The sequence below is a fragment of the Pectobacterium parvum genome (genome assembly GCF_020971565.1).
Lineage (GTDB): Bacteria > Pseudomonadota > Gammaproteobacteria > Enterobacterales > Enterobacteriaceae > Pectobacterium > Pectobacterium polare.
Genome location: NZ_CP087392.1, coordinates 3102297 through 3128065, shown reverse-complemented (window position 1 = coordinate 3128065; position 25769 = coordinate 3102297). Strand labels below are relative to the sequence as shown.

21 protein-coding genes and 3 pseudogenes are annotated in these 25769 nt (G+C 50.2%); 11 read left to right on the top strand and 13 right to left on the bottom strand.

Features of this window, described 5'->3' with window-relative positions:
- Positions 1–18 precede the first annotated feature (18 nt).
- Genes LOZ86_RS14080 through LOZ86_RS14070 form a run of 3 tightly spaced genes read right to left on the bottom strand, consistent with a single transcriptional unit; the run spans position 19 to position 4223 of the window.
- Entirely contained in the window at positions 19–1812 is a 1794-nt protein-coding gene (locus LOZ86_RS14080; protein ID WP_039484362.1) for an aryl-sulfate sulfotransferase, read from the bottom strand.
- A gap of 24 nt (positions 1813–1836) precedes the next feature.
- The gene (locus LOZ86_RS14075) at positions 1837–2637 is read right to left on the bottom strand and encodes an ABC transporter ATP-binding protein (RefSeq protein ID WP_039484364.1); all 801 of its coding nucleotides are present in this window, start codon (positions 2635–2637) and stop codon (positions 1837–1839) included.
- Positions 2634–4223 carry an ABC transporter permease gene (locus tag LOZ86_RS14070; protein WP_230242170.1) on the bottom strand — a complete coding sequence of 530 codons (1590 nt, stop codon included), beginning with the start codon at positions 4221–4223 and terminating at the stop codon, positions 2634–2636. The genes LOZ86_RS14075 and LOZ86_RS14070 overlap by 4 nt, the downstream gene beginning before the upstream one ends.
- Positions 4224–4460: 237 nt before the next feature.
- On the opposite strand from LOZ86_RS14070, the gene LOZ86_RS14065 reads away from it, so the two are divergent.
- Positions 4461–5597: an ABC transporter substrate-binding protein gene (locus LOZ86_RS14065; RefSeq protein ID WP_039484365.1), complete on the top strand. Its 1137-nt coding sequence runs from the start codon at positions 4461–4463 to the stop codon at positions 5595–5597.
- 12 nt (positions 5598–5609) lie between these two features.
- On the opposite strand, the gene LOZ86_RS14060 is transcribed toward LOZ86_RS14065, so the two are convergent.
- The 3 genes and pseudogenes from LOZ86_RS14060 to LOZ86_RS21560 all read right to left on the bottom strand — a co-directional run.
- The gene (locus LOZ86_RS14060; protein WP_039484367.1) at positions 5610–6548 is read right to left on the bottom strand and encodes a LysR family transcriptional regulator; all 939 of its coding nucleotides are present in this window, start codon (positions 6546–6548) and stop codon (positions 5610–5612) included.
- A gap of 327 nt (positions 6549–6875) precedes the next feature.
- The gene (locus tag LOZ86_RS14055) at positions 6876–7628 is read right to left on the bottom strand and encodes a CDP-diacylglycerol diphosphatase (protein ID WP_039484369.1); all 753 of its coding nucleotides are present in this window, start codon (positions 7626–7628) and stop codon (positions 6876–6878) included.
- A 292-nt stretch (positions 7629–7920) separates the two neighbouring features.
- Positions 7921–8022, bottom strand: a pseudogene (locus LOZ86_RS21560) (hypothetical protein); the annotation flags it as partial.
- Between LOZ86_RS21560 and LOZ86_RS14050 the strand changes: the two are divergent.
- A pseudogene (locus tag LOZ86_RS14050) lies at positions 8019–8567 on the top strand (ATP-binding cassette domain-containing protein); the annotation flags it as partial. The pseudogenes LOZ86_RS21560 and LOZ86_RS14050 sit on opposite strands and share 4 nt — an antisense overlap.
- 14 nt (positions 8568–8581) lie before the next feature.
- Here LOZ86_RS14050 and LOZ86_RS14045 read toward each other — a convergent pair.
- The gene (locus LOZ86_RS14045; RefSeq protein WP_111779143.1) at positions 8582–9319 is read right to left on the bottom strand and encodes a LuxR family transcriptional regulator; all 738 of its coding nucleotides are present in this window, start codon (positions 9317–9319) and stop codon (positions 8582–8584) included.
- Positions 9320–9571: 252 nt separating this feature from the next.
- Positions 9572–10754 (bottom strand): annotated as a pseudogene (locus LOZ86_RS14040) (IS4 family transposase).
- A gap of 669 nt (positions 10755–11423) precedes the next feature.
- On the opposite strand from LOZ86_RS14040, the gene LOZ86_RS14035 reads away from it, so the two are divergent.
- The 3 genes from LOZ86_RS14035 (at position 11424) to LOZ86_RS14025 (ending at position 15253) form a co-directional block, all read left to right on the top strand.
- Entirely contained in the window at positions 11424–12326 is a 903-nt protein-coding gene (locus LOZ86_RS14035; protein WP_039484380.1) for a chitinase, read from the top strand.
- A gap of 337 nt (positions 12327–12663) precedes the next feature.
- Complete coding sequence (locus LOZ86_RS14030) at positions 12664–13452, top strand: DUF3472 domain-containing protein (protein WP_207783009.1); 789 nt, start codon at positions 12664–12666, stop codon at positions 13450–13452.
- An 832-nt stretch (positions 13453–14284) separates the two neighbouring features.
- On the top strand, positions 14285–15253 hold the full coding sequence (locus LOZ86_RS14025; protein ID WP_039512460.1) for a chemotaxis protein: 969 nt from the start codon (positions 14285–14287) through the stop codon (positions 15251–15253).
- A 115-nt stretch (positions 15254–15368) separates the two neighbouring features.
- On the opposite strand, the gene yghU is transcribed toward LOZ86_RS14025, so the two are convergent.
- Both yghU and LOZ86_RS14015 read right to left on the bottom strand, forming a co-directional pair.
- Positions 15369–16208 carry a glutathione-dependent disulfide-bond oxidoreductase gene (gene yghU, locus LOZ86_RS14020; RefSeq protein ID WP_039484385.1) on the bottom strand — a complete coding sequence of 280 codons (840 nt, stop codon included), beginning with the start codon at positions 16206–16208 and terminating at the stop codon, positions 15369–15371.
- Between the two features lie 172 nt (positions 16209–16380).
- The gene (locus tag LOZ86_RS14015) at positions 16381–17379 is read right to left on the bottom strand and encodes a threonine ammonia-lyase (RefSeq protein ID WP_072012384.1); all 999 of its coding nucleotides are present in this window, start codon (positions 17377–17379) and stop codon (positions 16381–16383) included.
- 52 nt (positions 17380–17431) lie between these two features.
- On the opposite strand from LOZ86_RS14015, the gene LOZ86_RS14010 reads away from it, so the two are divergent.
- Positions 17432–17770, top strand: a complete 339-nt coding sequence (locus LOZ86_RS14010; RefSeq protein ID WP_039484386.1) for an ArsR/SmtB family transcription factor — start codon at positions 17432–17434, stop codon at positions 17768–17770.
- A 64-nt stretch (positions 17771–17834) separates the two neighbouring features.
- On the opposite strand, the gene LOZ86_RS14005 is transcribed toward LOZ86_RS14010, so the two are convergent.
- Positions 17835–19070: an MFS transporter gene (locus LOZ86_RS14005; protein ID WP_039512461.1), complete on the bottom strand. Its 1236-nt coding sequence runs from the start codon at positions 19068–19070 to the stop codon at positions 17835–17837.
- A 66-nt stretch (positions 19071–19136) separates the two neighbouring features.
- On the opposite strand from LOZ86_RS14005, the gene LOZ86_RS14000 reads away from it, so the two are divergent.
- From LOZ86_RS14000 to LOZ86_RS13985, 4 genes are all read left to right on the top strand, one after another.
- Positions 19137–19592, top strand: a complete 456-nt coding sequence (locus tag LOZ86_RS14000; protein ID WP_230242168.1) for a helix-turn-helix domain-containing protein — start codon at positions 19137–19139, stop codon at positions 19590–19592.
- Between the two features lie 195 nt (positions 19593–19787).
- The gene (locus LOZ86_RS13995; RefSeq protein WP_039512463.1) at positions 19788–21224 is read left to right on the top strand and encodes a glycoside hydrolase family 1 protein; all 1437 of its coding nucleotides are present in this window, start codon (positions 19788–19790) and stop codon (positions 21222–21224) included.
- Between the two features lie 161 nt (positions 21225–21385).
- Positions 21386–21868: a cold-shock protein gene (locus LOZ86_RS13990; protein ID WP_039484390.1), complete on the top strand. Its 483-nt coding sequence runs from the start codon at positions 21386–21388 to the stop codon at positions 21866–21868.
- Between the two features lie 447 nt (positions 21869–22315).
- Positions 22316–22855 carry a DUF2058 domain-containing protein gene (locus LOZ86_RS13985; RefSeq protein WP_039484391.1) on the top strand — a complete coding sequence of 180 codons (540 nt, stop codon included), beginning with the start codon at positions 22316–22318 and terminating at the stop codon, positions 22853–22855.
- Positions 22856–22969: 114 nt separating this feature from the next.
- Here the strand turns inward: LOZ86_RS13985 and LOZ86_RS13980 are convergent, their stop codons facing one another.
- Positions 22970–24001 (bottom strand): methionine synthase, encoded by a 1032-nt coding sequence (locus tag LOZ86_RS13980; RefSeq protein ID WP_039484394.1) that lies wholly within the window; start codon positions 23999–24001, stop codon positions 22970–22972.
- Between the two features lie 30 nt (positions 24002–24031).
- Positions 24032–25009: a DUF1852 domain-containing protein gene (locus tag LOZ86_RS13975; protein WP_039484397.1), complete on the bottom strand. Its 978-nt coding sequence runs from the start codon at positions 25007–25009 to the stop codon at positions 24032–24034.
- Positions 25010–25461: 452 nt separating this feature from the next.
- On the opposite strand from LOZ86_RS13975, the gene LOZ86_RS13970 reads away from it, so the two are divergent.
- Entirely contained in the window at positions 25462–25707 is a 246-nt protein-coding gene (locus LOZ86_RS13970; RefSeq protein WP_039484399.1) for a YmjA family protein, read from the top strand.
- Positions 25708–25769: the final 62 nt, after the last annotated feature.

The window sequence follows — 25769 nt, the reverse complement described above, 5'->3', positions numbered from 1 at the left end:
CACGTTAAGGGGGGAGGTTTAGATCTGCTGTGCGGTTAGCCACTGGCGCAGGCGTTCGGGCTGCTGTGCGCCGTTCAGGCGAGCCTGTTCTTCACCATTGACGAGCCATACCAGGGTCGGTAGCGTCCTGACCGCCAATTGCTCCGCCAGGGTAATGTGATGATCGGCGTCCAGATAATGACTGGGTAATTGTCGGTACTCCTCGTTACCCAGAGTCGCTTCTAACTGGCGATAGAGGCTTTTGCAGTGGACGCAGCGTTCAGCGCCGACCAATAACAGCTGTGGACCACGTTGGGCTGCCAGCTCAGGCCAGTCGTCGGCGGTCACTGGAGCAAAACGCTCACGGTTGACGGCAAAGAGCTTCGGACTGCGCTTGAGGTCTTCGCTGTCGGTCGCGACGCACAGGGCATCGCCGCCCTTTTTGTAGGGGCGCGTGCCGTCGATACGAATCACACTGGCGAAGCCGGGGGCGGCGGCACCGGGTTGACGTAGTTGGGTGTTGTCGGGGGCAATCACCGGAGTTTCCTGTGGGCGCGGTAGCTGCGGCACCCACTCGTAAGGTACGCGGTAGGCGCGGTACAGCATATTGGTGTTCACCGTCTTGCCCCAGTAAGGGGAAATAAACTCCCAGACAATTTCGTGATCGACGGTGACTTCAAATAGCCGGCCGTTGGCCCCTTCGTTAATCAGCGTATTGCCGTTCGGCAGACGTTGAATATTGCTGATATACGGGCTGTAAAAACGGAAAGCGTCGGTTGGGTGCGGGATGCCCGCTTCGTATGGCGAATAACGCCAGACAATATCCAGCGTTATCGGGTTGATTTCCAGCACGCGGGAATAGTCACGCCAGGCGTTTTTCACGCCGTCAGCTGATGCCGGATTGGGCGCGCCGTAGCCTGCCCAGCCGCCGTTATCAAACACCAGAATATTGCCCGCGCCCGGCAAGCCGGCGGGGATCATATGCGCGTGATGCTGGCCGATAATCCAGCCAATGTGTTTGAGTTCCGGTGTGTTGTAATTCGGACCAAGCTGCCAGACGATATTGCCGCTCTGCTTGTCGATGATGGCGATGATGTTGGATTCGCGCGCGTCCCAGATGATGTTATCCGGGTGGAAACGGGTATCGCCCTGATCGAACCACGGATTGGGGCCAAGTGCTGACATGGAGTTGATGTGCATCCAGTCGCCCATCCCGCCGCCGCTTTTGCGCAGGTTAGGGTTGTGGTACAGCGCGGTTTTCGCGTCGTCGTCAAAGCCCAGCTCATCGAAATGGTCGCTGCAACGCCATTCCCACAAAATATTGCCCTGCCAGTCCACTTCGATGATGGTGTCGTCGAGCAGCAGTTTGTCGCTAATGCGTTCATTGTGCAGGTTGGTATGCGCCAACAGCAGCGTGTTGCCGCCAATCGACTGCGGTTCCTGCCCCGGTGCGTAATAGCCTACCGGATTGCCGCTGCGCTGATAGTCATGATGGACGCGTGCCATCCATTCTGGCGGAAGATCGGGATCGGTAATGTGCTCATAGCCGTTGAATTTCCACACGACGTTGCCGTCCCAGTCCACCTGAATCAGATCGACCATGTCCTGCATGCCGTAGCGCGAGTCGCGTTCGCCGCTGTGCCCGAGGATGTAACCGCCGGGCAGGATCTTGTTGGGGAAGCCATGCAGACCTTCCCACAGGCGTAGTTCGGTGCCATTCATATCCACCAGTACCGCGCCACGTTCCAGTGCCTGAAAGACGGTGTAGCCGCCCCAGGCTTTTTCCGGATTGTAAATCGTTGTGCCGGTCGGGTAGACGGAAGGGTGTCCCATAGTTGTGCTCCAGTATTTACGTGTTCAGAGAAGAGAAGGGGCAGCCGTATCGGCAGGCTGCGTCAGCAGTGCGAGCAAGTCGCTGCACTGCTGGTGAAAGGCCTGACTGTCACGCTGGCGCGGATGCGGCAGCGAAATCGTTGCAATCTGGCGGATACGGCCCGGTCGCGGGGCCAGTACGACAACACGATCGGCGAGATAGACCGCTTCCTCGACGTCGTGGGTGACCAGCAGCGTGGTAGTGCCCTCCGCCTGATGAATGCGGCGCAGTTCCTGCTGCATCTGCTGGCGGGTCAACGCATCCAGCGCGCCAAAAGGTTCATCCAGCATCAGGATGCGTGGATTAGCGACCAGACCTCGCGCGATAGCCACACGCTGTGCCATGCCGCCGGAAAGCTGGGCGGGCAGGGCATCGGCAAAATCCTGCAAATGGACGAGCTGAATAAAGTGGTCGATCAGGCGCTTCCGCTTTTTGTCGTCGATGGCTTCATTCGCCAGCCCGAGCGCGATGTTTTGTCGTACTGTCAGCCACGGAAACAGGCGCGGTTCCTGAAACACCATGCCGCGCTCACGTCCGATACCACGCACGGTTTTTCCTTCGACCAGCACGCGTCCCTGATAGTCGTTGTCCAGGCCGACCAGCATGCGCAGCAGCGTGGATTTGCCGCAACCGCTGCTGCCAACAATCGCCACCAGTTCACCGCTGTGAATCGACAGGGAAAAATCCTCAATCACCGTTAACGCCTCGCCTTGTACGCGAAACTGTTTACGAAGTCGATCGAACTGCACCACCGGCGGTGATACGTCAAGGGTTGTGGATGTCATGCGATTTCTCCTGCGGAACGCCAGCGCGTCATCCGCTGTTCCAGACCTAATCCGACGCGGTCGAGCAACGCGCCCGTTAATCCAATCAACAGCATGCCGCTGATAATCAAGGGCATATCCAGCAGCTGCTGGGCGTTGATCATCAGGCTGCCAATCCCGGTGCCGGATGACATGAAATATTCCGCGCCGATGGTGCCAAGCCAGGCGTAAATCAGCGACAGACGTAAACCGGCGAAGATCGCAGGTGCGGCACCCGGCAGAATCAGCACCCGCAGGCGGGTCCAGAGACGGAGTCGCAGTACCTGTGCGACTTCCTGTAACGCCTGAGAACGCTGGCGAATGCCGCGATGGCTAGCCACCAGCATGGGGAAGAATGAGGCCAGTGCGACAAACGTGATTTTCCCGACTTCATCGTTGCCAACCCAAGCGGTTAGTAGCGGCAGCCAGGCAAATAGCGCGATCTGGCGCAGCGTCGCGACCGTAGGGGTAAAGAGGGCATCGCTGGTGGCATTCAGCCCCAGCAGTACACCGCACACGAGCCCCGCGACAATGCCGCATACTGCACCGGCGAGCGCGCGGGTTAGGCTGGCCTGCATCGCCTCGATGAGCGAACCGTCACGCACGCCTTGCAGTAACATGTGCCACACATCAGCGGGCGGTGGCAGCAGCAGCGGGTCGATCCAGCCAAAACGGCTGGCCTGTTGCCAGAGCAGCAGAAGCAGGAACGGTAAAACCAATGCGGATAAACGGCGAGACGGCGTAACGGTTAAGCGACTGAGCGGCGGGTGTGGCCAAAAGACCAGACGGCGTTCCAGTTGATTGATTACCCACTCCATAGCCAGCCCCGCCAGCCCGATGACGGTGATGCAGACAAACACAATATCCAGCTGAAACAGCTGACGTCCCCACACCAACAGGTAGCCAATGCCCTGAGACGACGCCAGCAGTTCGACCACGATCAGCGACACCCACGCTTGCGAGAGCGCCAGTCGTAAGCCGGTTAACCAGGTGGGTAGCGCGGCGGGCAGCGTTAATTTGATGAGGCGCTGATGCCATGGCAGGCGCAGTGTGCGAGCGACTTCCTGTAGCGCATGCGGCACGTTGCGCACGCCCGTTTGCGTATGCAGCGTCACTGGGATAATTACGGCCTTGATGATGACCGCGAGCTTCAGAGCGTCATCAATGCCGAACAGCACCATAAACAGCGGGATCCAGCCCAGCGTTGGAATTTGTGCCAGCGCGTATACCGTCGGGTGCAGCAGGTGTTCGGCACGACGCGAGGCTCCCATCAGTGCCCCAAGCAGCGTCCCTGCAAGAACGCCTGCCAGCAGGCCGCTAGCCAATCGTTGCAGGCTGATAAAGAGCTGCGGCAGGAGATCGTTGTGCCAGAGTTCGACGGCAGTTTTAGCGACGACATCGGGAGTTGGGAGAATTTGTGCCGGCATCCAACCGTAGTGGGTGCTGATATACCACAGGGCCAGCACTGCCAGTGGCACGACTAGTTGCACGACAAGAGAATGGATCCGCGTTGTTGGCAGAGAAGGCCAGACGATCGTGGTTTTTTTCAGCGGTATCGACTTATTCATTTTATTCCCGAAAACCATCGCAGTTGGATGAGTAGGGAATAAAAAACAGGTTTCAGCGTTGAACGCCAATGCAATAAAGCGATGGTCGCCGTGCAATAAATGCATATGCGTAGCCCGAGCCCGCCAGCCCTGATTTATGCTTTTTTCCGCAGAACAAACCTGTAAATGTTATTTAAGCCTGACGCCGACGGTTCGCTAGTTTCATGACAGATGAAACGAATTATTAAGGAAAACCGTATGCAACAAGCCACCCAGTTGATCACTGCCTCGCCGATAGCGGCGTCTTCCCGCTGGCGCTGGGGGATGAAGGTATTAAGTACCGCCTTGTTGATGGGGGCTGCGCTCGTTTCCACCGTTCAGGCAAACGACGCCGCCCCGCAGGATGCACAGAAGCCGACGGAGATTCGCATTGGTTTGCCGGATCAGAGCGCAGGCAGCAAACCCTTTATTCGCGGGCCGCTGGGGCTGGCGCATATTCGCCAGCAGTTGGAGAAGGAATTTGAGCCGCAGGGTATTAAAATTCACTGGTCGTTCTTTAAAGGCGCGGGCCCAGCGGTGAATGAGGCGCTGGCAAACAAGCAGCTGGATGTGGTGTATCTGGGCGATCTGGCGGCTATTATCGGTCGTTCGGGGAGCCTGCCAACGCGGGTGTTGGTCGGGTCACGCGGCTCTAATTCTTATCTGGCGGCGACACCGGAATCGGGTATTCAGCGCATTGAAGACCTACGCGGCAAGCGGATTGCAGTCTACAAGGGAACGGCCGATCAGCTGTCGTTTGAGCGTGCGATTAAAAGCGTCGGGCTAAACGAGCGGGACGTGCGGGTGATCAATTTGGACTGGACGGCGGGCAAAGCGGCGCTGGCGGCCAGACGTGTGGACGCGGTGTGGGGCGGCGTCTCTCTGCTGGCGTTACGTAAGCAGGGCATCAATATTGTGACTACCAGCCGGGCGCTGGGCTGGCCGAACACCACGCAGGCGGCCGTGCTGGCGACGCAGGACTTTATCGACCGTTATCCGGGCACGACGCAGCAACTGGTGAATGTGCTGGTGGACAATGCGCAGTGGATCGGCGATGCACAGCACCTGCCGGAATACACCGCGTTGATGGCTGAGCAGAGTCAGATTCCGCAGGCGATTTTTCAGGAAGAGCTGAAAGCGGAAGATCTCCCTTTTCAAAGTTCGCCGCGTCTCGATCCGTTCCTGCTCAGCAGCTTGCAGGACAGTATTGAACGGGCTAAAGCCGCTGGGCTGATTCGCAACACGTTCTCGGCCAGTGACTGGTTTGCCGGCCAGTTTGTTGACCGGGCGCTGAAAGCCAAAGGGCTGGAATCGAACTGGGCGGTGTATGACGCCAGCGGTAATCCGGCGAAATAATCACGAATGTGCTCACAGGGTCGGCAGTGCCGGAGCCGGTGAGCGCAGCCTGTCCTGCGCCAGTATGCTTTCGATCATCAGCTCGGCTAGCGGCGGCAGCGTTCTTTGCAAACAGGTGACAATACCGAAGCGGGTTTGCATATTTCCCCATTCTGCTGGCGTGCCCGTCAGCGGAATTTCTACCAGTTGATGGCTTAATCGCCCCAGCGCAAAGCCATCCTCGCTGGCAAAGCTGATGGCCTGCGTGTGCCGCAGGATGCTGAAGACGGAGTAGATATGATCACACTGAATCTGTGGCCGATAATCGGGCTGACGCGTTAACGCCGCGAGCACCTTGCGCATGCCAACGGGCATAAAAGGGGAGGCGAGCGGGAAGCGTAGGAGATCGTCCGGCGTCACGTTTGCCTGCTGCGCCAGCGGATGCGAGGAATGGCAGATAAAGAAGCAGCGCTGCTGGCTTAATGGCTGTACGTGGAGGTTGGTTTCCATTTCGGCCTGCCAGGTATCGGCAACGATAAAAGGCCACTCGTCGGCCAGCAATCGCTCACGCAGGGACTGCCAGTTATCCACGCTGTAGGTGACTCTGGCGCGCGGACGAAGGGCATGGAAATGCGCGACAGCTTTAGGGATAAGCGTGGTTGACGGTGCAGGGCCGCAGCCAAACGTCAGCTCGCCTTCCTGCGCCTCGCTGATTTGCCGCATGTCGGTCATCAATTCCCAGGACAGCTCCTGCATACGCCGCGCAAACGGCAGCAGCGTATTGCCCTGCCACGTCAGCGAAAAACGGCGGCTCTGACGGTCGATGAGCGGATGCCCCATCGTTTGTTCCAGCGCCTGAATGCTGCGGCTGAATGCCGATTGCGACAGGCAGACGGCCTCGGCGGCCTGTACAAAACTCCCATGTTCGGCCAGTGCAAGAAAATTGCGTAATTGCCGTAAATCCAGATGCATGTTGCAGCTACCTACCGTATCGATTTTCCCCACTTTTTAGGCGGAGGTCGGCTGGCAACGCAATGAATAAAACGTTATAACTTATAGCGAATTGATTGCTATACCCGTCATACTTCAAGCTGCATGTGCGTTGGCTTCACTCGGTCACATCACTTACTTGGGTAAGCTCATCGGGACTCCCTCACTTGCCGCGTTACGAGGCACATAAATGTACCTTGCCCTAAAGGACCAACGCTTTGCGTTGTTCAAAACGCTGACGTTTTGTCCTGAAACTTGAATTCTTTAGGGTATATCGACCTTCAGGCCGCTGTCTGGCGCGGTCAGCGGCTATTTTGCCAGCGCACAGGAAAAATCCTGAATTTCTTCCACGGACCCGAGACTCATATTGAACACGTCAAGACCGCTGGCGAGGAGTACCTTTTCTCCTGCTGGCGTGGAGACCATCGCGAGCCCGTATTTGCCGATAGATTTATCCCGCTGCTGGGCGTAGCGATCGAGCGTTTTGAACGGATCGCTTTGCGTCAGTTCGTTCGCCGTGAGTATTTTTGCCAGATAGACGTGCCCGTTGATTTTCGCTGGCAGCATTTTCCAGTCACCAGAAAGCGTCGGGAACTGCTGATTCAACGTTTGATAAATTTCTGGGCGCAGGCAGGCAATGTGGATATGCAGCTGGTTTTGCGTGCGGCCATAGTGTGAATTAATCGCCAGCGACAGATAGTCATCTCTGATCGGTTTACCTGCCTCGCTGGAGAGGCGAGCGCGGCGTGCCCAGGCCTGCTCGAAGAAATTGGGTATACCTGGCTGCAAGAGTTCGGGGCTTTCGATGCCGCTGATTTTATCCGTTGGGAGCAGCAGATCGTGATAGGGGCCGTTTCTGTCATCGAAGAGCACGTAGCCCTCTGCCAGATTCACTTCCAGACAGGGGGCCGGCTTGCCGTTGCGCTGCTGATTGGGCACGCATTGTTCGCTGACGATCTCCCATAGTGCATTGCTGTTTCCCCGTCCGAATGACCACCACAGCACGGCAATCAGCAAGATGACAACGGGAATCAGAAGGAGAAGGAGCTTATTACGCGTCATGATGGATCTCCGGCAGAATGCGGCTGGCGCAAAACATCAGGGTAAACGGATCATGAGAAAGTGGCGAGGGTCAGTATGGTGCAGGAGCGATGTCATTAATATGACCCGGCGGCAAAGGCGAAAGCCTAATCGGTAACGGATTGTAAGGGAAATAAGTGGCAAGAGGCATGTGCGGTAAGAAGAAACGGCCTGCCGGGATGACAGAAAATTGTCCCAGCAGGCCGTTGTCGTTGTACATCCATAGGTCATCCGTTGTCCTACGGATGTACAACGACAGAAATCAGAATAAAAATCAGAACAAGTCGACCCGCATGTCTACGCCAACGGTTCGGCCTTCGTTGACCTGCGCATAGCCCGATGTTCCGCTCATAAAGCCAAAGGTGCGGTAGCGGCGGCGTAGATATCCGCTGCATACCAACGCGTGAAGTAAATCGGCTGATTTCCGTGGTGTTTCAGGATGTCTATCTGTTTGATGATTCAGTGCTGGCAAACATTCGGATGGCACGCCCGGATGCCAGCGACGCAGAGATCGAGCGGGCTGCCGCCGACGCACAGTGTCTGGACTTTATTCAGCGACTGCCACAGGGATGGCAAACGCGACTGGGCGATATCGGCGGCAGATTATCCGGCGGTGAACGGCAGCGTATTTCGATTGCGCGAGCCTTATTGAAGGACGCGTCGATTGTGATTTTGGACGAACCGACGGCGGCGTTGGATACCGAAAGCGAACTCGCCGTACAGCGGGCGATTGACCGACTGGTTCAGGACAAGACGGTGATTGTCATCGCACATCGGCTATCGACAATTGTGGGCGCACATTGAATTCTGATTGTGGAGAATGGGGGGATTTCCCAGCAGGGAACGCATAACGAATTACTTCATGCTGAAGGCCGTTATCGCGCGTTGTGGAACGCGCAGCAGTCTATCTCACTAAATTGAAATAGACTGGAGGATTATAACGGTACCGGCTTGATGAGCTGTAATTCTACGCCCAGCCTGATGGCGTGTTTGGCATTCAGCACGCCCAGTTTTTTCACCACATTACCAATGTGGAATTTCACGGTGCTGATTTTGATATCCAGAATCAGCGCAATTTCCGGGTAAGTTTTTCCCATGCTGGCCCAGTACAGAATTTCGTTTTCGCGCTGGGAGAAAATCTCTTTGTCACCTTGCTTTTTACTCTGAGGGCTTTGCGTCATCTCTTTGTAAAGTGTGGTGATTTTCTCATGAACAGCAATGAGCAGCATTTGCAGTTTGTCTTTGTTTTCCTCAACAATATTTTCCATATCTGTTGGCGCGTGTTCTTCAAACATAATTGATAGCGCTGCCAGATGATTATTGTTGTCATGCAAGACAAAGGTGTAGCCATTAACAATATCGTACTCTTTTGACAGATTAAAAATCTTGGAAAACTTCAGCTTAGAGTTAATAACGATGTTGTCTTCCCAGGAAAACGGCGAGACTTTATTTATCGCCGTCAAAATAACCGGATCGATATGCTGATAGTTATTTTCTTTATAGGTATTAACCCATTCCTGCGGGTAATTTGAGATGATCACAACCTGAGAAGGGTTCTTCTTGTTCATGATCATGTAGGCGTATTTCAGGTCGCCATACTGCTTTAACTTTCGGCCGAGATAGCTTTTTATCGTGTTATTGATAATTTCATTGTCAGAGCAAAATACAGACATGTAACGGCCTCAATAAAAGCAAGAAAGTACCCATGATATAGATGGCATCCTAAAAGTATAGTGCTGACCTATACCTAAGTCTAACTACTGTTACCCCATGATATCACTTATAATTTTTTCATGAACAGGACAATTTATAAAAAAATTCAAGAAAGTAAATTTTAAAAAAATTGTTACAAATTGATTTGCCAACCCAGGGAATTACCCATAATTTTGTTCCTGTTCTGTCTACTGAATTTAGGGTGTGTGGTGTTAAGCAACTGACTGGCTGTTTTTCTTCGCTTTTCGATATTTATAAAGCCTTTCTTTCACTACTCTTGGGAAGGCTCTTTCCCTTCTTATCGGCAACTTCACCATTTGTCCCATACTCTCCAGATCTTGCCTTAACTCTGGGTGCCGACCCTGCGATGCATCCTGAAGCGTCATCAACATTCTCATGACCAACCCGCAGGACCCTGAGAAGTTCAGTTGATTTGGCCAGTAACCTTTCAGGTGATTTTCCATTTTAATCATCTGATATCTCACTAGATTATATGCCAGTAACACATCCCATAACTCCTGCTCCACAAGCTCCGGTTTTTTGCTTCTCAGTGTCAGTCTACTCAACTGCATTGTCTGTTTAATTCCACGGTAACACAACTCGATTTCCCACCGATGGCTGTAAAGATCGACCATCTAATCCCCTAGATAACGCATACCATCGGTCATTGAGGTTAGTAGCTGGTAGCTTTTGCCTTTACGGGTATATGTCAGCAGCCGGGTTGTTATTTCTGGAGCCAGTTCCGGCCATTTTTTGCGGAATTGCGACGTGGTTTTCAGTCGTATCAGATGATCGCCTTTCCCCAATTTCCGGACCTCCTCGTAACGGGTACCTTTCTTAAGCGGTATCATCCAGTGTCTGTGTTCTCCCGCACGCTCCTAGGTATTCAGCAACCCTAATGAGTAATAACCTTTATCAAGCAGCGTGCAGTCTGGTCTATCAGTTGCTCAGCCAGAGTATATTCGCTGTCTTTCATCGTACGAAGGCTGCTGTGGTTATCAGATGACTTGTCAGTTCCATCTGACAGACCATTTTGACCTGCGGATAGGGGGCAAGTTGTCCGCAGTAAGTCTGCCGCGGGAAAGCTACATCGTTTTCGGGTGTTTCCTGTGTGCGTCAGACGACGCCATCCATCGCCAGTAACGTCAGCCCACCCCTGTGGGGACGCGGTTCTTTACGTTCAAGCGCCATGCCGGCAACGCACCAGACCATCATTTACAGAGGAAGACGGCGTTTGCGCAGGGTGGCCGTGCAGGACTCAGCAAGGCAACGTGCAGTCAGTTCTGGGTCAAGAAAATCGGCAAGATAAGTCAACGGGTTACGAATGGGATCGTAACGGGAAACGAGACCAAGGGCCTGAGAAATACGCATAAAAAATCCGGAAATGAAGAACATTTCCGGATTTTTACACTGCTATTGGATCGTTCAACTGATCGACATTACTGCTTAGGGAGTTCTATTATTTTGGTTCGGATGGTAAATGAGAAGTTTTAGTTTTTCCTGGTCTGAATCACTATTCGATACTTCACCGTAAGTTTCCGACCGCGATGGCTTGTCATTTCGATGTTAATATCGTGTGGCATGAAATAACTGCGACTGTGTTGATGCTCCGCATAGTGCCCATTTTCTCATCAGGTGGCTGTGATTCCCTTCCCAACTAGCTATTCCAATCAACCGGAGGAAACGTCGATACATGATAAACCCGTTTACAAGCAGGTTCATTTGCTTCGCTTTTGAATGTTTTCACCTTTCTGGTATACCCTTTAAAGATATGATAGTCAGAAATGGTTACACAAAAGAGGATAAGTGATAATATTAATTATTTCTCTCAGGAATTAATATTATCATAGTTTTTATTTTATAACTCTAACTATTGTAAAAATTATTATTTTATTACTAATATTTTTTATAATGAAATGTTCAGTGCGTCGTGACAAATGAAAAATTCAGGATAGAATTAATTTTGTGTTTTTAGTTTAACTAAAAATATGATAGCTAAGATAATTATATGATAATGAAAGTGGTTATCTCCCTGAGATTTTATCAAAAGATAGAGGTTATGCTATGACTACATTATTCACCCCTTATATTGATGTTACTATTAATGCGCTATGGTCTGATTGGCAAAATTACCCAGATGGGCGTCCTAATCCACTGTATTCTAAACAAGCAGTTGAGTGGGGAGTTAGTGGATTAATATTTGGATTTATTACGTTATCCCCTTCACGTCAAGCCTGTTGGGCTGCAAACGATAGGATGCCTTTAAATTGGGCGGTACCTTTAGCAAATGAGTTAAATGCTTCAAATCAAGATGTTGTCATCTCATTTGGGGGAGCCACTAACTCAGATATATCAACAGTATTCAGTGTACAGGAACTCATTAGCACCTATCAGCAGGCTATTGATGAATACCATGCTGTTGGTTTGGATTTTGATTTAGAGAACGGACTTTATAATATTAATAATATTCTTGAAGCACTTGGCACGGTTCAAAAGAATAATCCGAAGATCAAACTTTCTTTTACATTACCAACCATGCCGACTGGTCTCACCACTGAAGGGTTGGCGATTGTTCAACAGGCCGCCAATGCTAAGTTGGATTTCATAGTAAATGCCATGGCAATGGATTATTACGATCCTCAATATGCCCATAATATGGGGCAAGCGGCAATCGATGCTGCGAAAAGTATCTGCGCTCAACTGAAAAATATCTCTATCAATGGAGGATACAGCAAGGTTGCTATTACGCCAATGGTTGGGCTAAATGACGACTTGAGCATATTTAAATTGGCTGATGCCACCATGTTGGCAACTTTCGCTAAAGAGCAATCACTTGGCTTCCTTGGTATATGGTGCTTCAATCGTGACAATCCTTCGTCATACACTTATGTAGATTTGACCACCAGTAGTAATCCTGAACAAAAAATTTCTGGTGAGTATTGCCAGCGTTTTGTCAGTGAAGGTTAATGAAGTTAATGAAGTTAATGTGGCATGATTGATAATCCATTTGTGTTATTAATAAATGTGTTAAAAATGTATGTGCGTTGACTGCGCTTAGTTACCCGAATTACCCACCTGAATATCCTTGCGAAGAGGAAATATTTATCAGGGACGATTGTGTGGATAGGGTGCGATAATAATGAATGAAAAAGATGGCAGGCAAGGATGCCTCAACTTATTAATTAAGTTAATTGATGGTTTTTATATGTTGTTTTTTATGAAATATTTTTTAAATGATTTGGTTTAATATTATTCAATCATGTCGATATTTTACCGCGATTTTATGTTTAATTAAGAGGTGATTATGAAATTAAAACGCGTAATTATTTTTTTTGTTCTGTTTTTTAGCCCATCAGTCCATGCCGTTGTAGTTGGAGGGATTGTTGCGATAGAACACTCATGGCCTGAAAACTCAGAGTTTAATAAATTATCTTTTTTTCAGAAGATAGTTAACGATGGAGGAATAGATTCCCACTACTATTGGGAAAACCAATTTCACTTTAAACAAGGGGATGGCGGGTATATTGGCTTACAAAATAAGGGTGATAACACCCATGCCTTTAATTACGCTATCTGGAGTGCAAAAGGATGGAAGAGCGGTGAGTGTGGTCACTTCGACAACGAAGGTTCAGGAGTGCACTGTGAGATTGTTGTGCCGTGGAAAATGGGGCACCAGTACAAATTAGATGTTTCCATGAATGGAAATCTGGTTACAGGTGTTGTGACAAACCTGACGGATGGGTCAACCACAACGGTTGGCGTTATTGAGATTCCTGACACATACGGTAAGTTATATGCGTCTTCTGGTTTTTTTGAAGAGTTTTCACAAGGGAATGGACCACTTTCTTCCTGTTATGTGATGAGGGCTCAACGCTCTATCTTTCAGGCTCCACTAGGCGATGACAAAACGGAGGCAGAACAGAGCACTTATACTTACGGGAACTGTAATAATCCTTATGTGGTACAAGCTTCGGGTACCGATAATGCTTGTACCAATACTATAAAAAATCTTGGAGCGATAGCCTCTCCCGATGCACCAGAAGTATCGATTGTTAATGCCAGTTGGCTGCGGCAACCATTTCGGGTGCATTAGAAAAAGTCGATTTAGTCGCTATTCGTTCTCAAGATGGCCGTTGGGCATCAAATATTTATTTCCCACAGCCAGACGCGCTTAAATGAAAATCAATATTTGTGAGCTATCAAGCTGGTTACAGTATATCAATTCATGTAAACGGCAGTGCTGTGGGGATAAGCAAGGGTCAGCACCTGATGTATATGTCTGGTAGTAGCCGTTGGGAGGTGATTGATCCTACCTAAGATTATATCAACTTAATCGTATCGTTACACCTATTTAGCGCTTTTGCGATCGTGGCTATTTTACCTTCTTCATGTGGATCGTAAATGCTCGCTATGTGGTGATGTTCTTTGTCAGAAAACCCCTGTAGTTTCCTTGGCTGCTTTAGTTCGGTTTTACGCCATTCTTTATTCTGCACTTCAAGCATCAATTTTCGACCGAGATGATGAGGTATTGCTCATAAGTAAACAGCATGCGTGTTTTCTGACGGTTGCGTCTAGATCTACGCAAGATTTTCTTCTCAGGCAACATTTCTGTCATGATTTGGGATAAGGTGTTGGCAAACTCTGCCGATATTAATGATTCAGGGAATATTATCTGCACCTAAAGGATGCGAGCCGACTGTATACTAAAGAGGGCTGATATCCGTCTACTGGTCCGATGATTGCCATTGTTGGGCGATGAAGTTGACACACTTAACGAGTATTTTACGTTTGACGCTGGATAAGATTGAAGAACACGACTATCACGTACAGTGGAGCGGTCGGATGTTGGTTCCTGTTTGCTCACATCTCGAATGTTGCCTTGTTACGCTATACCTATAATGACAATGACTCGCACTGAGGAAAGCATGGATAATTTTCAAAAAGAAATTGATGAGAGAACAAACCTCACCTCTGCTAATAAATTTGAACTCTTATTATTCCAGCTGGGCAAATCACCTGAAGGTGGCAAATCTGAGCTGTTTGGCATTAACGTGTTTAAACTGCGTGAAATAGTGCCGATGCCTACGCTGACCAAAGCGGCTGGCATGAAATCGCCGATGCTGGGTATGGTCAACATTCGTGGGCAAATCATTCCCGTTATCGATCTTCCTGCTGTGGTCGGCAGTTCATCAGAAACCGGCCTGAACATTCTTCTTATCACGGAGTATGCGCGTAGTACGCAGGCATTCGCCGTGGAGTCAGTCGACGATATCGTTCGTCTGGAATGGAGTCAGGTTCTGACAGCTGAGGCGGGCGTGAGCAGTTCCTATATCACAAGTATCGCACGTCTTGATACCGACAAAGACAGTAACCGTCTGGCACTGGTGCTAGATGTTGAACAGATCCTGTTTGATATCATTCCCGGCGATCGAGAAACTAAGCTCAAGAGCACAGAAGAGAAAATTTACCCTTATACGCCAGGTGCGATTGCGATTGTGGCGGAAGATTCCAAAGTCGCTCGTTCGCTGCTTGAGCAGGGGCTAACCCAGATGGGCATTCCGTTTAGTATGCATATTACTGGACAGGATGCTTGGAACAAGATTCGACAAATTGCACAAGAAGCACAGTCAGAAGGCCGACCTATCTCGGATAAGATCTCTCTGGTCCTGACCGATTTGGAAATGCCGGAAATGGACGGCTTTACGTTGACAAGAAACATCAAGCGTGAAGAGTTCCTGAAGAATATCCCGGTGGTGATCCACTCTTCACTGTCTGGTAGCGCAAACGAAGATCACGTACGCAATGTTGGCGCAGATGCTTACGTCGCGAAATTCGAGATCAATGAGCTGTCGACGGCGATTCAGACGGTACTGAATAAAGTGAAACGCTGCTAATTAGTCAAGCGCGCGTATTACCCTATTCGGCCTTTGCCTCCTCCTTGACGGGAGAGGGCAGAGGCCGATTTTTTTAGTCGTTGAATACGGCCAGTATTGATCTGGCGGCAGAAGGTTAATCCAGATCGGATGCCTGATGGCGCTCGGCGACCTGCTCAGACTCTTCACCCCAGGTGCGGTTGACCTTGCGGCCACGGATCACCGCCGGACGGGCGGCAATCTCGTCAGCCCAACGAATCACATGCGTATATTCGTGTACGGACAGGAACTCTCCGGCTGAGTAAAGCGCATTTTGTACCAGCCCCCCGTACCACGGCCAAACCGCAATATCGGCAATCGTATAGCTGTCGCCGGCCAGATAGCGGTTCTCTGCCAGTTGGAGGTTGAGCACATCCAACTGACGCTTGGTTTCCATCGTGAAGCGGTTGATCGGGTATTCAAATTTTTCCGGCGCGTAAGCGTAGAAATGGCCGAATCCACCGCCAACGTAAGGAGCGGAACCCATCTGCCAGAAGAGCCAGTTCAGGGTTTCCGTACGCGTTGCGAGGTCGTTCGACAGCAGCGCACCAAACTTCTCGGCCAGATACACCAGAATGGAGCCTGACTCAAACACGCGAACCGGCTTTTCGCCGCTTTGGTCAAGCAACGCGGGAATCTTGGAGTTTGGATTGACGTCGACAAACCCGCTGGAGAACTGATCTCCATCGCCAATTTTAATCAGCCAAGCGTCGTACTCTGCACCTGAATGGCCCAGCGCCAGCAACTCTTCCAGCATGATTGTCACTTTCACGCCGTTTGGCGTCGCCAGCGAGTAAAGCTGAAGCGGATGTTTGCCAACGGGCAGCGCTTTCTCGTGCGTTGGGCCAGCGATCGGGCGGTTGATATTGGCAAAAGCACCGCCGGAAGAAGCGGGCTGCCAGACTTTTGGCGGCACATACGTTGGGGAGGTAGCCATTCAAAAACTCCTTATGCATGAAAAGTGAGCGAGTTAAGTCAATACCATAACAAACTCATGCGGCTCGCTGATACCGTTCTGTTCTATCTCTATTGCACATTGATATAACGCGAGATCCGCACATTGCTGAGTGGTCTGATCAATATGCGGGTCATGTTCAGAATTTACTCGCCTACCGTAAGGTTACCGCATCATTAAGCAGCGTGAGATAGCGTGAACTCGAAATGTTTCTGCCGGTGATGACACAGACGGTTTTGCGTCCGCCAATCTCCTTCGCGTAGCGAATGGCTCCCGCGACAGCAGGCACCCCTGAAGGCTCGACAACATGGCGATGCAGATCGAGCATTGACAGCATCGCGGCTTTGATTTCAGCTTCTGATACCGTGAGTACGCGATCAACGCGATCACGAACCAGCGGCCAGGTCATCGCACTGGGCTCTATATAACCACTCACGCCCTCGGCGATGGAGGGGGCCAGATCGACGGGAATTGCTTCACCCGCTTCTTTCCAGCGAGCGAATGTCGGGCTCGCTTCACTTTGTATGCCCCACACTTCGATAGCGGGGTTGATTGCTTTGACCGCTGTTGCGATCCCTGAGATGAGTCCGCCACCGCCGATGTTCACCAGAATAATCTCTGCATCCATCCAGTCTTCCATGATTTCAAGGCCGACAGTGCCACCGCCTGCAATCATATGCGGGTTGTCGTAGGCAGAAACGAAGGTGGCACCTGACTGCTGCTGCGCTGCGATAGCCGCCTGCCTCGCTTCTTCGATGTCATCAAAGAACGCAATACGCGCGCCACAACCTTTCATGACTGCGACCTTCATGGGGTCTGCCGCGCGTGGCAAAAAGATGGTTACGGGGATGCCCGCGACCTGCCCGGCATAGGCGAGCCCTAATCCATGATTTCCTGCCGTGGGGGCAATAACGCCAGCGCGGCGCTGTTCTGCATTCAGATTGGCAAGCACGTTTGCCGCACCACGCAGCTTAAAGCTACCGGTCTGCTGGAGGTTTTCCATTTTGAGTCGAATTTCTGCACCAACAAGAGCGGATAATTCCTGCGAGTGGTCTAGCGGTGTTCTGCATATCGTTGCTTTGATCTGCTGAGACGCGGCGTAAATATCCTTCAACGTTACAGAGTCGGTTGCCCTTTCATAGTGGTCTGTCATAGTATTTCTCTATCAGCTGTATATGGAAATGACTATATAGGTATTTGGCTATATGAACAAGCAGGCAACGACAACGGCCGATCTATTACGGGCGCTCGGCAATGAGCAACGGCTCATCATTCTGGAATGGCTGGCCGATCCCCGGGCACACTTCCCGGAACAGCAGGACGGGGATCTGGTTAACGATGGGGTCTGTGTCGGTTTTATCACTGAGAAAATTGGCTTGAGCCAGCCAACCGTCACCGGTCATCTTCAATATCTTTCGAAAGCTGGGATTGTCACATCGAAACGCATCAAAAATTGGGTGTTCTACAAGCTCGTCCCTGAGCGTTTAGATGAGGCGACTGCCGTATTATCTGAACTGGTCAAGACCGCCTCTCGCCAGCAGTAAGGGGCATTCACGTTAATTACTTTCCCTTAGTGTGATGCATGTAACCTGAAAACAGACACACAGATTATTGGGTAACCCGCTTCCACCGTGGCAGGTAAGCGAATGCGATGGCAACAAGCGCCATACCGCCAGCCAGAAAGAAGGTCAGCTGCATGCCATTCGCGAGGGAAGCGGGGGCGGCATGGGTAAAATCTTCCGTGCCGACCCCCAAGGCGAAAACCTGTCCCATGATTGAAGCACCGGCGATCAACCCAATATTGCGCGACAGGTTAAGCAGACCGGAGACCGTACCGCGCTGGTTCCCCGGAACCTCGGCAAGGGTGGCGGTGTTGTTTGCCGCCTGAAAGAGCTGATAGCCGGGCGTCAGGACAACAATGGCAAGGATATAACCCGTGACGCCGAGCAGATTGGGCAAGATCGCCAGCATGAAGGTGCCCGTCACCACAAGAGAGAGCCCGGCGGTAAGAGCCCGTTTAAATCCCCAGGTATCGACCAGTCGCCCTGACGGAATCCCGCTAAAGGTCGCAACGGCAGGGCCAATCGCCATCACCAGTCCCACCAGTGTTTCCTTCAGTCCAAGACCCAGGCCAAGGTAGTAGGGGCCGACGATTAACGTCGTCATAATAATGGCGGTGACGGCCGCATTAATCGTGAGATTCGGCCACAGTGTGGTGTTCCGCAACGGCGATCCCCCTGATTGCGCGGTTTTTTCCTTCACCGGCGTGGTTGGCAGTAGAGTAAAAGCCATAAACAAAACGATCGTGACCAGCGGGAGCTGTATCCAGAACAGGCTACGCCATCCTGCTATCGCAAGCAGGAAGCCGCCGACAGAAGGGCCAAGCGCGGTACCCAGTGCGGACACCGTTCCCAGTATCCCCATCGCTCGCCCGACATGCTTCTCCCCAGCCGTCTGCCTCAGCAGTGCCATGCCGAGCGTCATCAGGAACGCTGCACCGATCCCCTGAAGTGCTCTTGCCGCGATAAGTTGCCACAGCTGGGGGGCAATGGCGCACAGCAGTGAAGCGAGGGCGAAAAGCCCAAGACCTGCAATGAAAACGGGCTTCAGTCCATAGCGATCGCCAAGGCGACCCGCGATCACAACCGAAAGCGCCATGGCCGCAAGATAGGCGATAACAACGGCCTGCACCTGCGCGAAGGGCGCAGAAAATACCGCTGTCAGCGTCGGAAGGGCAATATTGGAAATACTTGTTCCCAGCGAGGCCGACAGTATTGCGAGTGCCAGTGTAATGGTGACCCCAGATTTAGCCTGCTCTGGTTCGCCCGGTTGGTTAATTGTCATTTTTTATCCTTGTCAGAATGTGGGTTCCAGAGCATGCTACAAATTAAAGTCGACTTGAGGTCAAGTATGAAGTTTCTGGATATAGGCGAAATCGCGGAGAAGAGTGGAATCAAGCCTTCGGCGCTGCGTTATTACGAGGAAATTGGGCTGATTGCTTCGGCGTCCCGACATGGGCTTCGTCGGCAGTTTCCTGCCGACGTGCTGCTGCAACTCAGGTTGATTACGATGGGGAAATCGGCGGGGTTCTCACTGCAAGAAATCGCTGGCATGTTTAAAAAGGATGGGATGCCGGATTTGCCCCGCACTGCGCTGCATAAGAAGGCTGACGAAATCGATCGGCAAATCCATGAATTAAAGATATTGCGCGACACGCTGCGGCACGTTGCCGACTGTTCTGCGCCATCGCATATGGAGTGTCCGACGTTCAGGAAGCTCGTTGAGACCACGCACCGAAGAGGCCAGAACCGTGAGAAAACCAGCCATTCAGCCACTCGAAAAGTACCTCAGAAGACGAAAAAATAACGTGTAATCCGCTGGCCGTGGTGAATGTCCCTATGTTGGTAGACCCGCATACACCGGATGTGCAACCGGTTTCTTATTGCTGTTCATGCCCTCGCTTTTCCTCTAGAATTTCTGCCATTCGGGCCGCGCTGAATCAAGTCAACGTCAGGCAGACCCTCGACATTAAATAATCATCATCAATAAAGGATAAGTGCCATGAGTGAAAGATTTCCGCACGGCTTTATGTGGGGCGGGGCCACCGCAGCGAATCAGGTCGAAGGGGCCTACAATATCGACGGCAAAGGGTTGTCGATTGTTGACGCCATTCCCGGCGGCAAAGCGCGTTTAAACATCGTAGCTTCCGACGCGTTTGACTTCACGCTGGATGAGCAGCGCTACACTTATCCTAACCATAAAGGCATCGATCACTATCATCGCTTCCGTGAAGATATTGCGCTGTTTGCCGAGATGGGCTTCAAATGCTATCGCTTCTCCATTGCCTGGACGCGTATCTATCCGAACGGCGTTGAGCAGCAGCCCAACGAAGCGGGGCTGAGTCATTACGAACAGGTGATTGATACCTGCATCGCCCACGGCATCGAGCCCGTGATTACGATCTCTCACTATGAGATGCCGCTGCATCTTGCCACTGTTTTTGGAGGCTGGAAAAACCGTGAGTTAATCGGCCACTTCGAGCGTTTTGCCCGCACGGTGCTGGAGCGCTTCGGCCATAAAGTGAAGTACTGGATGACCTTTAACGAGATCAATAGTGCTGCCCACTTCCCGATCATGAGTCAGGGGCTGACGGTGCAAACTGGCGCGCTGGAGCCACAGGCCAAATTTCAGGCGTGGCATAACCAGTTTGTCGCCAGCAGTCTGGCAGTGAAAATTGCGCATGAGACCAATCCGCAGATCCAGATCGGCTGCATGATCCTGTTTGCCACGAATTACGCCTATGACTGTAACCCCATCAATCAGTTGGCGGCGCTGAAAGAGACTCAGTCATTTAACTTTTACTGTGCGGATGTGCAGGCGGGCGGGAAATATCCCTACTACGCGAAAAGCCTGTGGCAGTCGCTGGGCGTTACGCTGGATATTCAACCGGGAGATCTGGAGCTGATTAAACAGCACACCGTCGACTATATCGGCTTCAGCTACTACATGTCCTCCACCACCTATAAAACTGATCCGGATGCGGCAGCAGCCCACGGCAACCTGCTGGGCGGAGCGCGTAATCCGTTTCTGGAAGCCAGTGAGTGGGGCTGGGAAATTGATCCGGTGGGGCTGCGTATTGCGCTCAACCAACTGTATGACCGCTACGAAAAACCGCTGTTTATTGTCGAAAACGGTCTGGGCGCGGTGGATAAGCCGAATGAAGATCGCTACATCGCTGATGACTATCGTATCAATTATCTGCGTCAGCACATCGAAGCAATGGCAGATGCGATTGCCGACGGCGTTGAGCTGATGGGATATACACCGTGGGGCTGTATCGATCTGGTCAGCATGTCTACCGGCGAGATGAGCAAACGCTACGGCTTTATCTACGTCGAACTGGATGACACGATTTCCGGCAGTGGCAACCGCTATAAGAAAAAATCGTTCCACTGGTATCAGAAAGTGATTGCTACTAATGGTGGTGATATCAGTTAAATAAATATTTCCCGATGCTGGGGGGATGGGCATCGGGAATGTTTTTTCGCAGACCAGAAATTTATCGTCCAGACTTAACCCAAAGACGTAGTTTGCGCAGGCATTGTGCTTTACACTGCGCGCTGCAAAAACTGAGCAGATAAACGATTAAGTAGGCGACAATAGCGATGAACGGAACGATCACAACCTGGTTTAAAGATAAAGGCTTTGGATTTATCAAAGATGAAAACGGCGATAACCGTTATTTTCATGTGATTAAGGTCGCCAACCCTGATCTGATTAAGAAAGATGCGGCGGTCACTTTTGAACCCACGACGAATAACAAGGGGTTGTCAGCTTATGCTGTGAAAGTGGTACCGGAAAGCAAATACATCTATATCGCGGGCGAGCGCATTAAGCTCACGTCGATCAAATCTTATCTGGTTTACAGTGAAGAAGTGCCTGCTGATATCCGCATTGATAAAGAAAATACGGTGCTGTCTGTGGGGGCACTGATGGGTAGCATCAGGCCGAAGTCAGCCACTCAACCTGGTGACATGCGCTCCCTGAAAAAACTGGCAATCACTACCTTCCAGGGAACGACGTTAATCTTCTCGGAAGATGAGATCGACGTGGATGCCACGGTGAAAATGCTCAAGGTCTGAAATCATTCGGACTGACCCTGTGCCGAAATTCTGCGTCATTCATAAGCAGAATTTCGGCATTGTTTCTGCCAGACCCCTCCAAACTCACTTCACACAGCGATCGGCCCCTGCAACCTAGTGCAGCCTCAAAAATTACAGGTATATATCCGTCATACTTCAAGCTGCTTGTGCGTTGGCAATACTCGGCTCATCATTGAGCCTCGCCCTAAAGGGCCGCCGCAAGCGGCGTTCAAATCGGCTAAGCCGATTTGTCCTTACTCACCCCAGTTACTTACCTGAGTAAGCTTCTGGGGATTAATGAGCCTCATAAATGAAGCTCACCCTTCGGGCCAGCGCTAGCGCTGTTCAAATCGGTAAGACCGATTTGTCGCTCGGTTGCCGCCTTCACGCAACTCGAATTATTTAGGGTATAATCCCACATATTATTCAACGGGTTTAGGAACGAAGATGACAAAGCTCACTTTACAAGAGCAGATGCTAAAAGCGGGATTAGTGTCCAGCAAAAAAATGGCCAAAGTTCAAAGAACGGCGAAAAAATCACGCGTTCAGGCTCGTGAAGCAAGAGAGGCTGTGGAAGAAAATAAAAAAGCACAGCTTGAGCGTGATAAACAGTTAAGCGAACAACAAAAACAAGCAGCTTTATCTAAAGAGTATAAAGCTCAGGTGAAGCAGCTTATTGAAATGAATAGAATCAATATTTCAAAAGGCGATATTGGTTTTAACTTCACAGATAATAATTTAATTAAAAAAATAACGGTGGATAAGCTGACTCAGGCTCAGCTGATTAGTGGTCGTCTTGCTATTGCTCGTTTGGTGGTTGATGGCAACGGCGAGAGTGAATATGCGATTATCCCCGCAATCGTAGCCGATAAAATTGCGCAGCGAGATGCGAGCAGTATTGTATTAAATAGTGTGCTGAGTCAGGAAGAGCAAGACGAAGACGATCCGTACGCTGATTTTAAAGTGCCTGATGATTTGATGTGGTAATTAACGTTTTTCCGGTGCGTATATAGATGAAAAGCCCTTACGGGCTTTTCATTAAGGCGATGTATCACTCAACTCGGACTGAGTTCGCTTCAAGTGATTGACTATTTGGCGACGTTATTTAGCCAAGAGTTCTCTGCGGACGATTTCCGCGCCCGCACTTAACGCATTGAGCTTGCCTCTTGCGACGCGACGAGATAAGGGGGTCATGCCACAGTTGGTAGACGGATAGAGCTTGTCGGCATCCACAAACTGAAGCGCTTTACGTAGTGTATCGGCGACTTCCTCTGGCGTCTCAATGGTATTGGTTGCCACGTCAATGGCACCGACCATCACTTTTTTACCGCGAATGAGTTCAATCAGATCCATGGGAACACGAGAGTTCTGACATTCCAGTGAAATGATATCGATAGCCGATTTTTGCAGTTTAGGAAAAATTTCTTCATATTGCCGCCACTCTGACCCTAGCGTCTTTTTCCAATCGGTATTGGCTTTGATGCCATAGCCATAGCAAATATGCACCGCAGTTTCACATTTCAGCCCTTCAACGGCTCTTTCTAAAGCGGCAATTCCCCAATCATTCACCTCATCAAAAAAGACATTAAAGGCGGGCTCATCAAATTGGATAATGTCGACACCCGCAGCCTCTAATTCTTTGGCTTCTTGATTAAGAATTTTGGCGAATTCCCAGGCGAGTTTTTCGCGACTTTTATAGTGGCTATCATAGAGCGTATCGATCATCGTCATGGGACCAGGCAGGGCCCATTTAATGGGTTTCGTGGTTTGCTGACGTAAAAATTTGGCGTCTTCAACAAAAACGGGCTTTTGGCGAACCACCGCACCAATGACTGTCGGTACACTCGCGTCATAGCGATTACGAATTTTAACGATCTCACGTTTCTCGAAATCAACACCGCTGAGGTGCTCAATAAACGTCGTGACAAAATGTTGGCGCGTTTGCTCGCCGTCGCTGACAATATCAATCCCTGCCTGTTGCTGATCTGCCAGGCTCAAACGCAGCGCATCTTGTTTGCCCTCAATCAGTTCCTCGCCTTGCAATTTCCAAGGGGACCAAAGTGTTTCAGGCTGCGCCAGCCAAGAAGGTTTCGGTAAGCTGCCAGCCGTGGAGGTGGGTAATAATATTTTCATAATAATCGATGACCTTATGTGTTTGGTTAATCAAAGAACGTAATTAGCAGACCATTGCTCAAGAATAGCTTGGTATGGTTTGATGAAGTTTTTCTCAGTAAACTTTCCCTGCTCGATAGCCAACAGGCTACGTTCTTCTCTATCGTAAACAATTTGAGTGAATGAATGATCCTGATGATTCAGGCTTGGCCAATAGCATTGGCCTGCTGCGGAGTTCGCATTGTAAATCTCAGGTCGGTAAATCTTTTGAAAAGTCTCCATCGTCGCGATGGTACTGATCAGCTCAAGATTCGTATAATCACTCAATAAGTCACCAGAAAAATAGAAAGCTAAAGGTGCGACACTATTTGGCGGCATAAAATAGCGAGCCTGCAATCCCATTTTATGGAAGTATTGATCGGTCAATGAATATTCATCTTGCTGGTATTCGACGCCTAACACAGGATGCTGATTTCCAGTCCGATGATAGGTGTTTTTACTTGAAACACTCAGGCATATAACCGGCGCTTTACTAAAGCTCTCTTTGTAACAATCTGAATTTACGAAGCATTTAAATAGATTGCCATGCAGGACGCCAAAGCTATCGGGGGTGCTAAATCCAGGGTGATTCTTATTATGATCTGACAGCAATACGCTAAAATCATAATCTCGCACGTAGGAGGAGAAATTATTTCCTACTATGCCTTCAATGCGCTCGTTAGTTTTTTTATCAACAATATTGGTTTTCAGTATTTCAATGACGGGGAAGCTATCGCCATTTCCTTCTATATCAACCTCAACGGAAATGATATCAAGTTCGACAGAATAGCGATCCCCTTTGAAATTATCCCAATTCGCCAGAGAATTGAAACGATTGTCAATCATCGTTAAGGTGTTGCGCAAGTTATCCTGGCGGTTTTTTCCTCTCGCCAGGTTCGCAAAGTTGGTCGTGATACGCGTGTTTTCGGAGGGATTATAATTTTCATCGAAACACGTGTTCTTAATCGTAAAGGTAAAATTCTTATTCATCGCGATCTAGCATCCTAATTCTTGATATAAAATCTGAATTTATTGCTTGTTTTTCCAAGGTTTTCAGGTCTTATAATTTTGCAGGTTTCATCTTGTCTATAGTAGTGCACAATTTATGCCAGAGTCACTGCGTGAGTAAAAGTGATTTAATTTCAATAGACATGAGCCATCTTCATGACTTGATGTATGGTCTGGAGTAGCGTTGTTGTAGTGGTCTCTGCTACATAGAATTTACGTTTTAAATTCAATTAATTAGGTTTGGCTGGCTGCATAGCCTCATGGTAAGGCTAAAACAGAAAAGCTCACCCTGCCTTTCGCTCTTAAGAGGCTACACTGTTCTCGTCTGACCCCTTGTCCCACACGGATGACAGAAAAACGACATAAAATGGTATTATTCAGACCAGATGATACAAGCATCAACGGACATAGACCTTAACCCTTGGGAACGACTGATGAACAATGAAATACCGCTTAAATTTTATGACATCACGGATGAGTATTCGACGGAATCGGCAAAGCCGGTGAGCGAGTCAGAACGTGACGCTCTGGCGCACTATTTCCAACTGCTGCTCACCCGTTTAATGAATAACGAAGAGATCAGTGAAGAAGCGCAGAAAGAGATGGCTAGTGAAGCGGGTATCGACGAGTTTCGTATTGATGAGATCGCGACGTTCCTGAACCAATGGGGCAATGAATAACGCTTGTTTAGGTCATATTGAAAGGATGCAAAGCGAGTGTCGCGGTGTGCGCTTCCCATCTT

What these genes read in the sequence shown, in the direction of transcription:
- LOZ86_RS14080 (WP_039484362.1), bottom strand. Translation starts at nt 1,812, where the DNA reads ATGGGACACCCTTCCGTCTACCCGACCGGCACAACGATTTACAATCCG.
- LOZ86_RS14075 (WP_039484364.1), bottom strand. Translation starts at nt 2,637, where the DNA reads ATGACATCCACAACCCTTGACGTATCACCGCCGGTGGTGCAGTTCGAT.
- LOZ86_RS14070 (WP_230242170.1), bottom strand. Translation starts at nt 4,223, where the DNA reads ATGAATAAGTCGATACCGCTGAAAAAAACCACGATCGTCTGGCCTTCT.
- LOZ86_RS14065 (WP_039484365.1), top strand. Translation starts at nt 4,461, where the DNA reads ATGCAACAAGCCACCCAGTTGATCACTGCCTCGCCGATAGCGGCGTCT.
- LOZ86_RS14060 (WP_039484367.1), bottom strand. Translation starts at nt 6,548, where the DNA reads ATGCATCTGGATTTACGGCAATTACGCAATTTTCTTGCACTGGCCGAA.
- LOZ86_RS14055 (WP_039484369.1), bottom strand. Translation starts at nt 7,628, where the DNA reads ATGACGCGTAATAAGCTCCTTCTCCTTCTGATTCCCGTTGTCATCTTG.
- LOZ86_RS14045 (WP_111779143.1), bottom strand. Translation starts at nt 9,319, where the DNA reads ATGTCTGTATTTTGCTCTGACAATGAAATTATCAATAACACGATAAAA.
- LOZ86_RS14035 (WP_039484380.1), top strand. Translation starts at nt 11,424, where the DNA reads ATGACTACATTATTCACCCCTTATATTGATGTTACTATTAATGCGCTA.
- LOZ86_RS14030 (WP_207783009.1), top strand. Translation starts at nt 12,664, where the DNA reads ATGAAATTAAAACGCGTAATTATTTTTTTTGTTCTGTTTTTTAGCCCA.
- LOZ86_RS14025 (WP_039512460.1), top strand. Translation starts at nt 14,285, where the DNA reads ATGGATAATTTTCAAAAAGAAATTGATGAGAGAACAAACCTCACCTCT.
- yghU (WP_039484385.1), bottom strand. Translation starts at nt 16,208, where the DNA reads ATGGCTACCTCCCCAACGTATGTGCCGCCAAAAGTCTGGCAGCCCGCT.
- LOZ86_RS14015 (WP_072012384.1), bottom strand. Translation starts at nt 17,379, where the DNA reads ATGACAGACCACTATGAAAGGGCAACCGACTCTGTAACGTTGAAGGAT.
- LOZ86_RS14010 (WP_039484386.1), top strand. Translation starts at nt 17,432, where the DNA reads ATGAACAAGCAGGCAACGACAACGGCCGATCTATTACGGGCGCTCGGC.
- LOZ86_RS14005 (WP_039512461.1), bottom strand. Translation starts at nt 19,070, where the DNA reads ATGACAATTAACCAACCGGGCGAACCAGAGCAGGCTAAATCTGGGGTC.
- LOZ86_RS14000 (WP_230242168.1), top strand. Translation starts at nt 19,137, where the DNA reads ATGAAGTTTCTGGATATAGGCGAAATCGCGGAGAAGAGTGGAATCAAG.
- LOZ86_RS13995 (WP_039512463.1), top strand. Translation starts at nt 19,788, where the DNA reads ATGAGTGAAAGATTTCCGCACGGCTTTATGTGGGGCGGGGCCACCGCA.
- LOZ86_RS13985 (WP_039484391.1), top strand. Translation starts at nt 22,316, where the DNA reads ATGACAAAGCTCACTTTACAAGAGCAGATGCTAAAAGCGGGATTAGTG.
- LOZ86_RS13980 (WP_039484394.1), bottom strand. Translation starts at nt 24,001, where the DNA reads ATGAAAATATTATTACCCACCTCCACGGCTGGCAGCTTACCGAAACCT.
- LOZ86_RS13975 (WP_039484397.1), bottom strand. Translation starts at nt 25,009, where the DNA reads ATGAATAAGAATTTTACCTTTACGATTAAGAACACGTGTTTCGATGAA.
- LOZ86_RS13970 (WP_039484399.1), top strand. Translation starts at nt 25,462, where the DNA reads ATGAACAATGAAATACCGCTTAAATTTTATGACATCACGGATGAGTAT.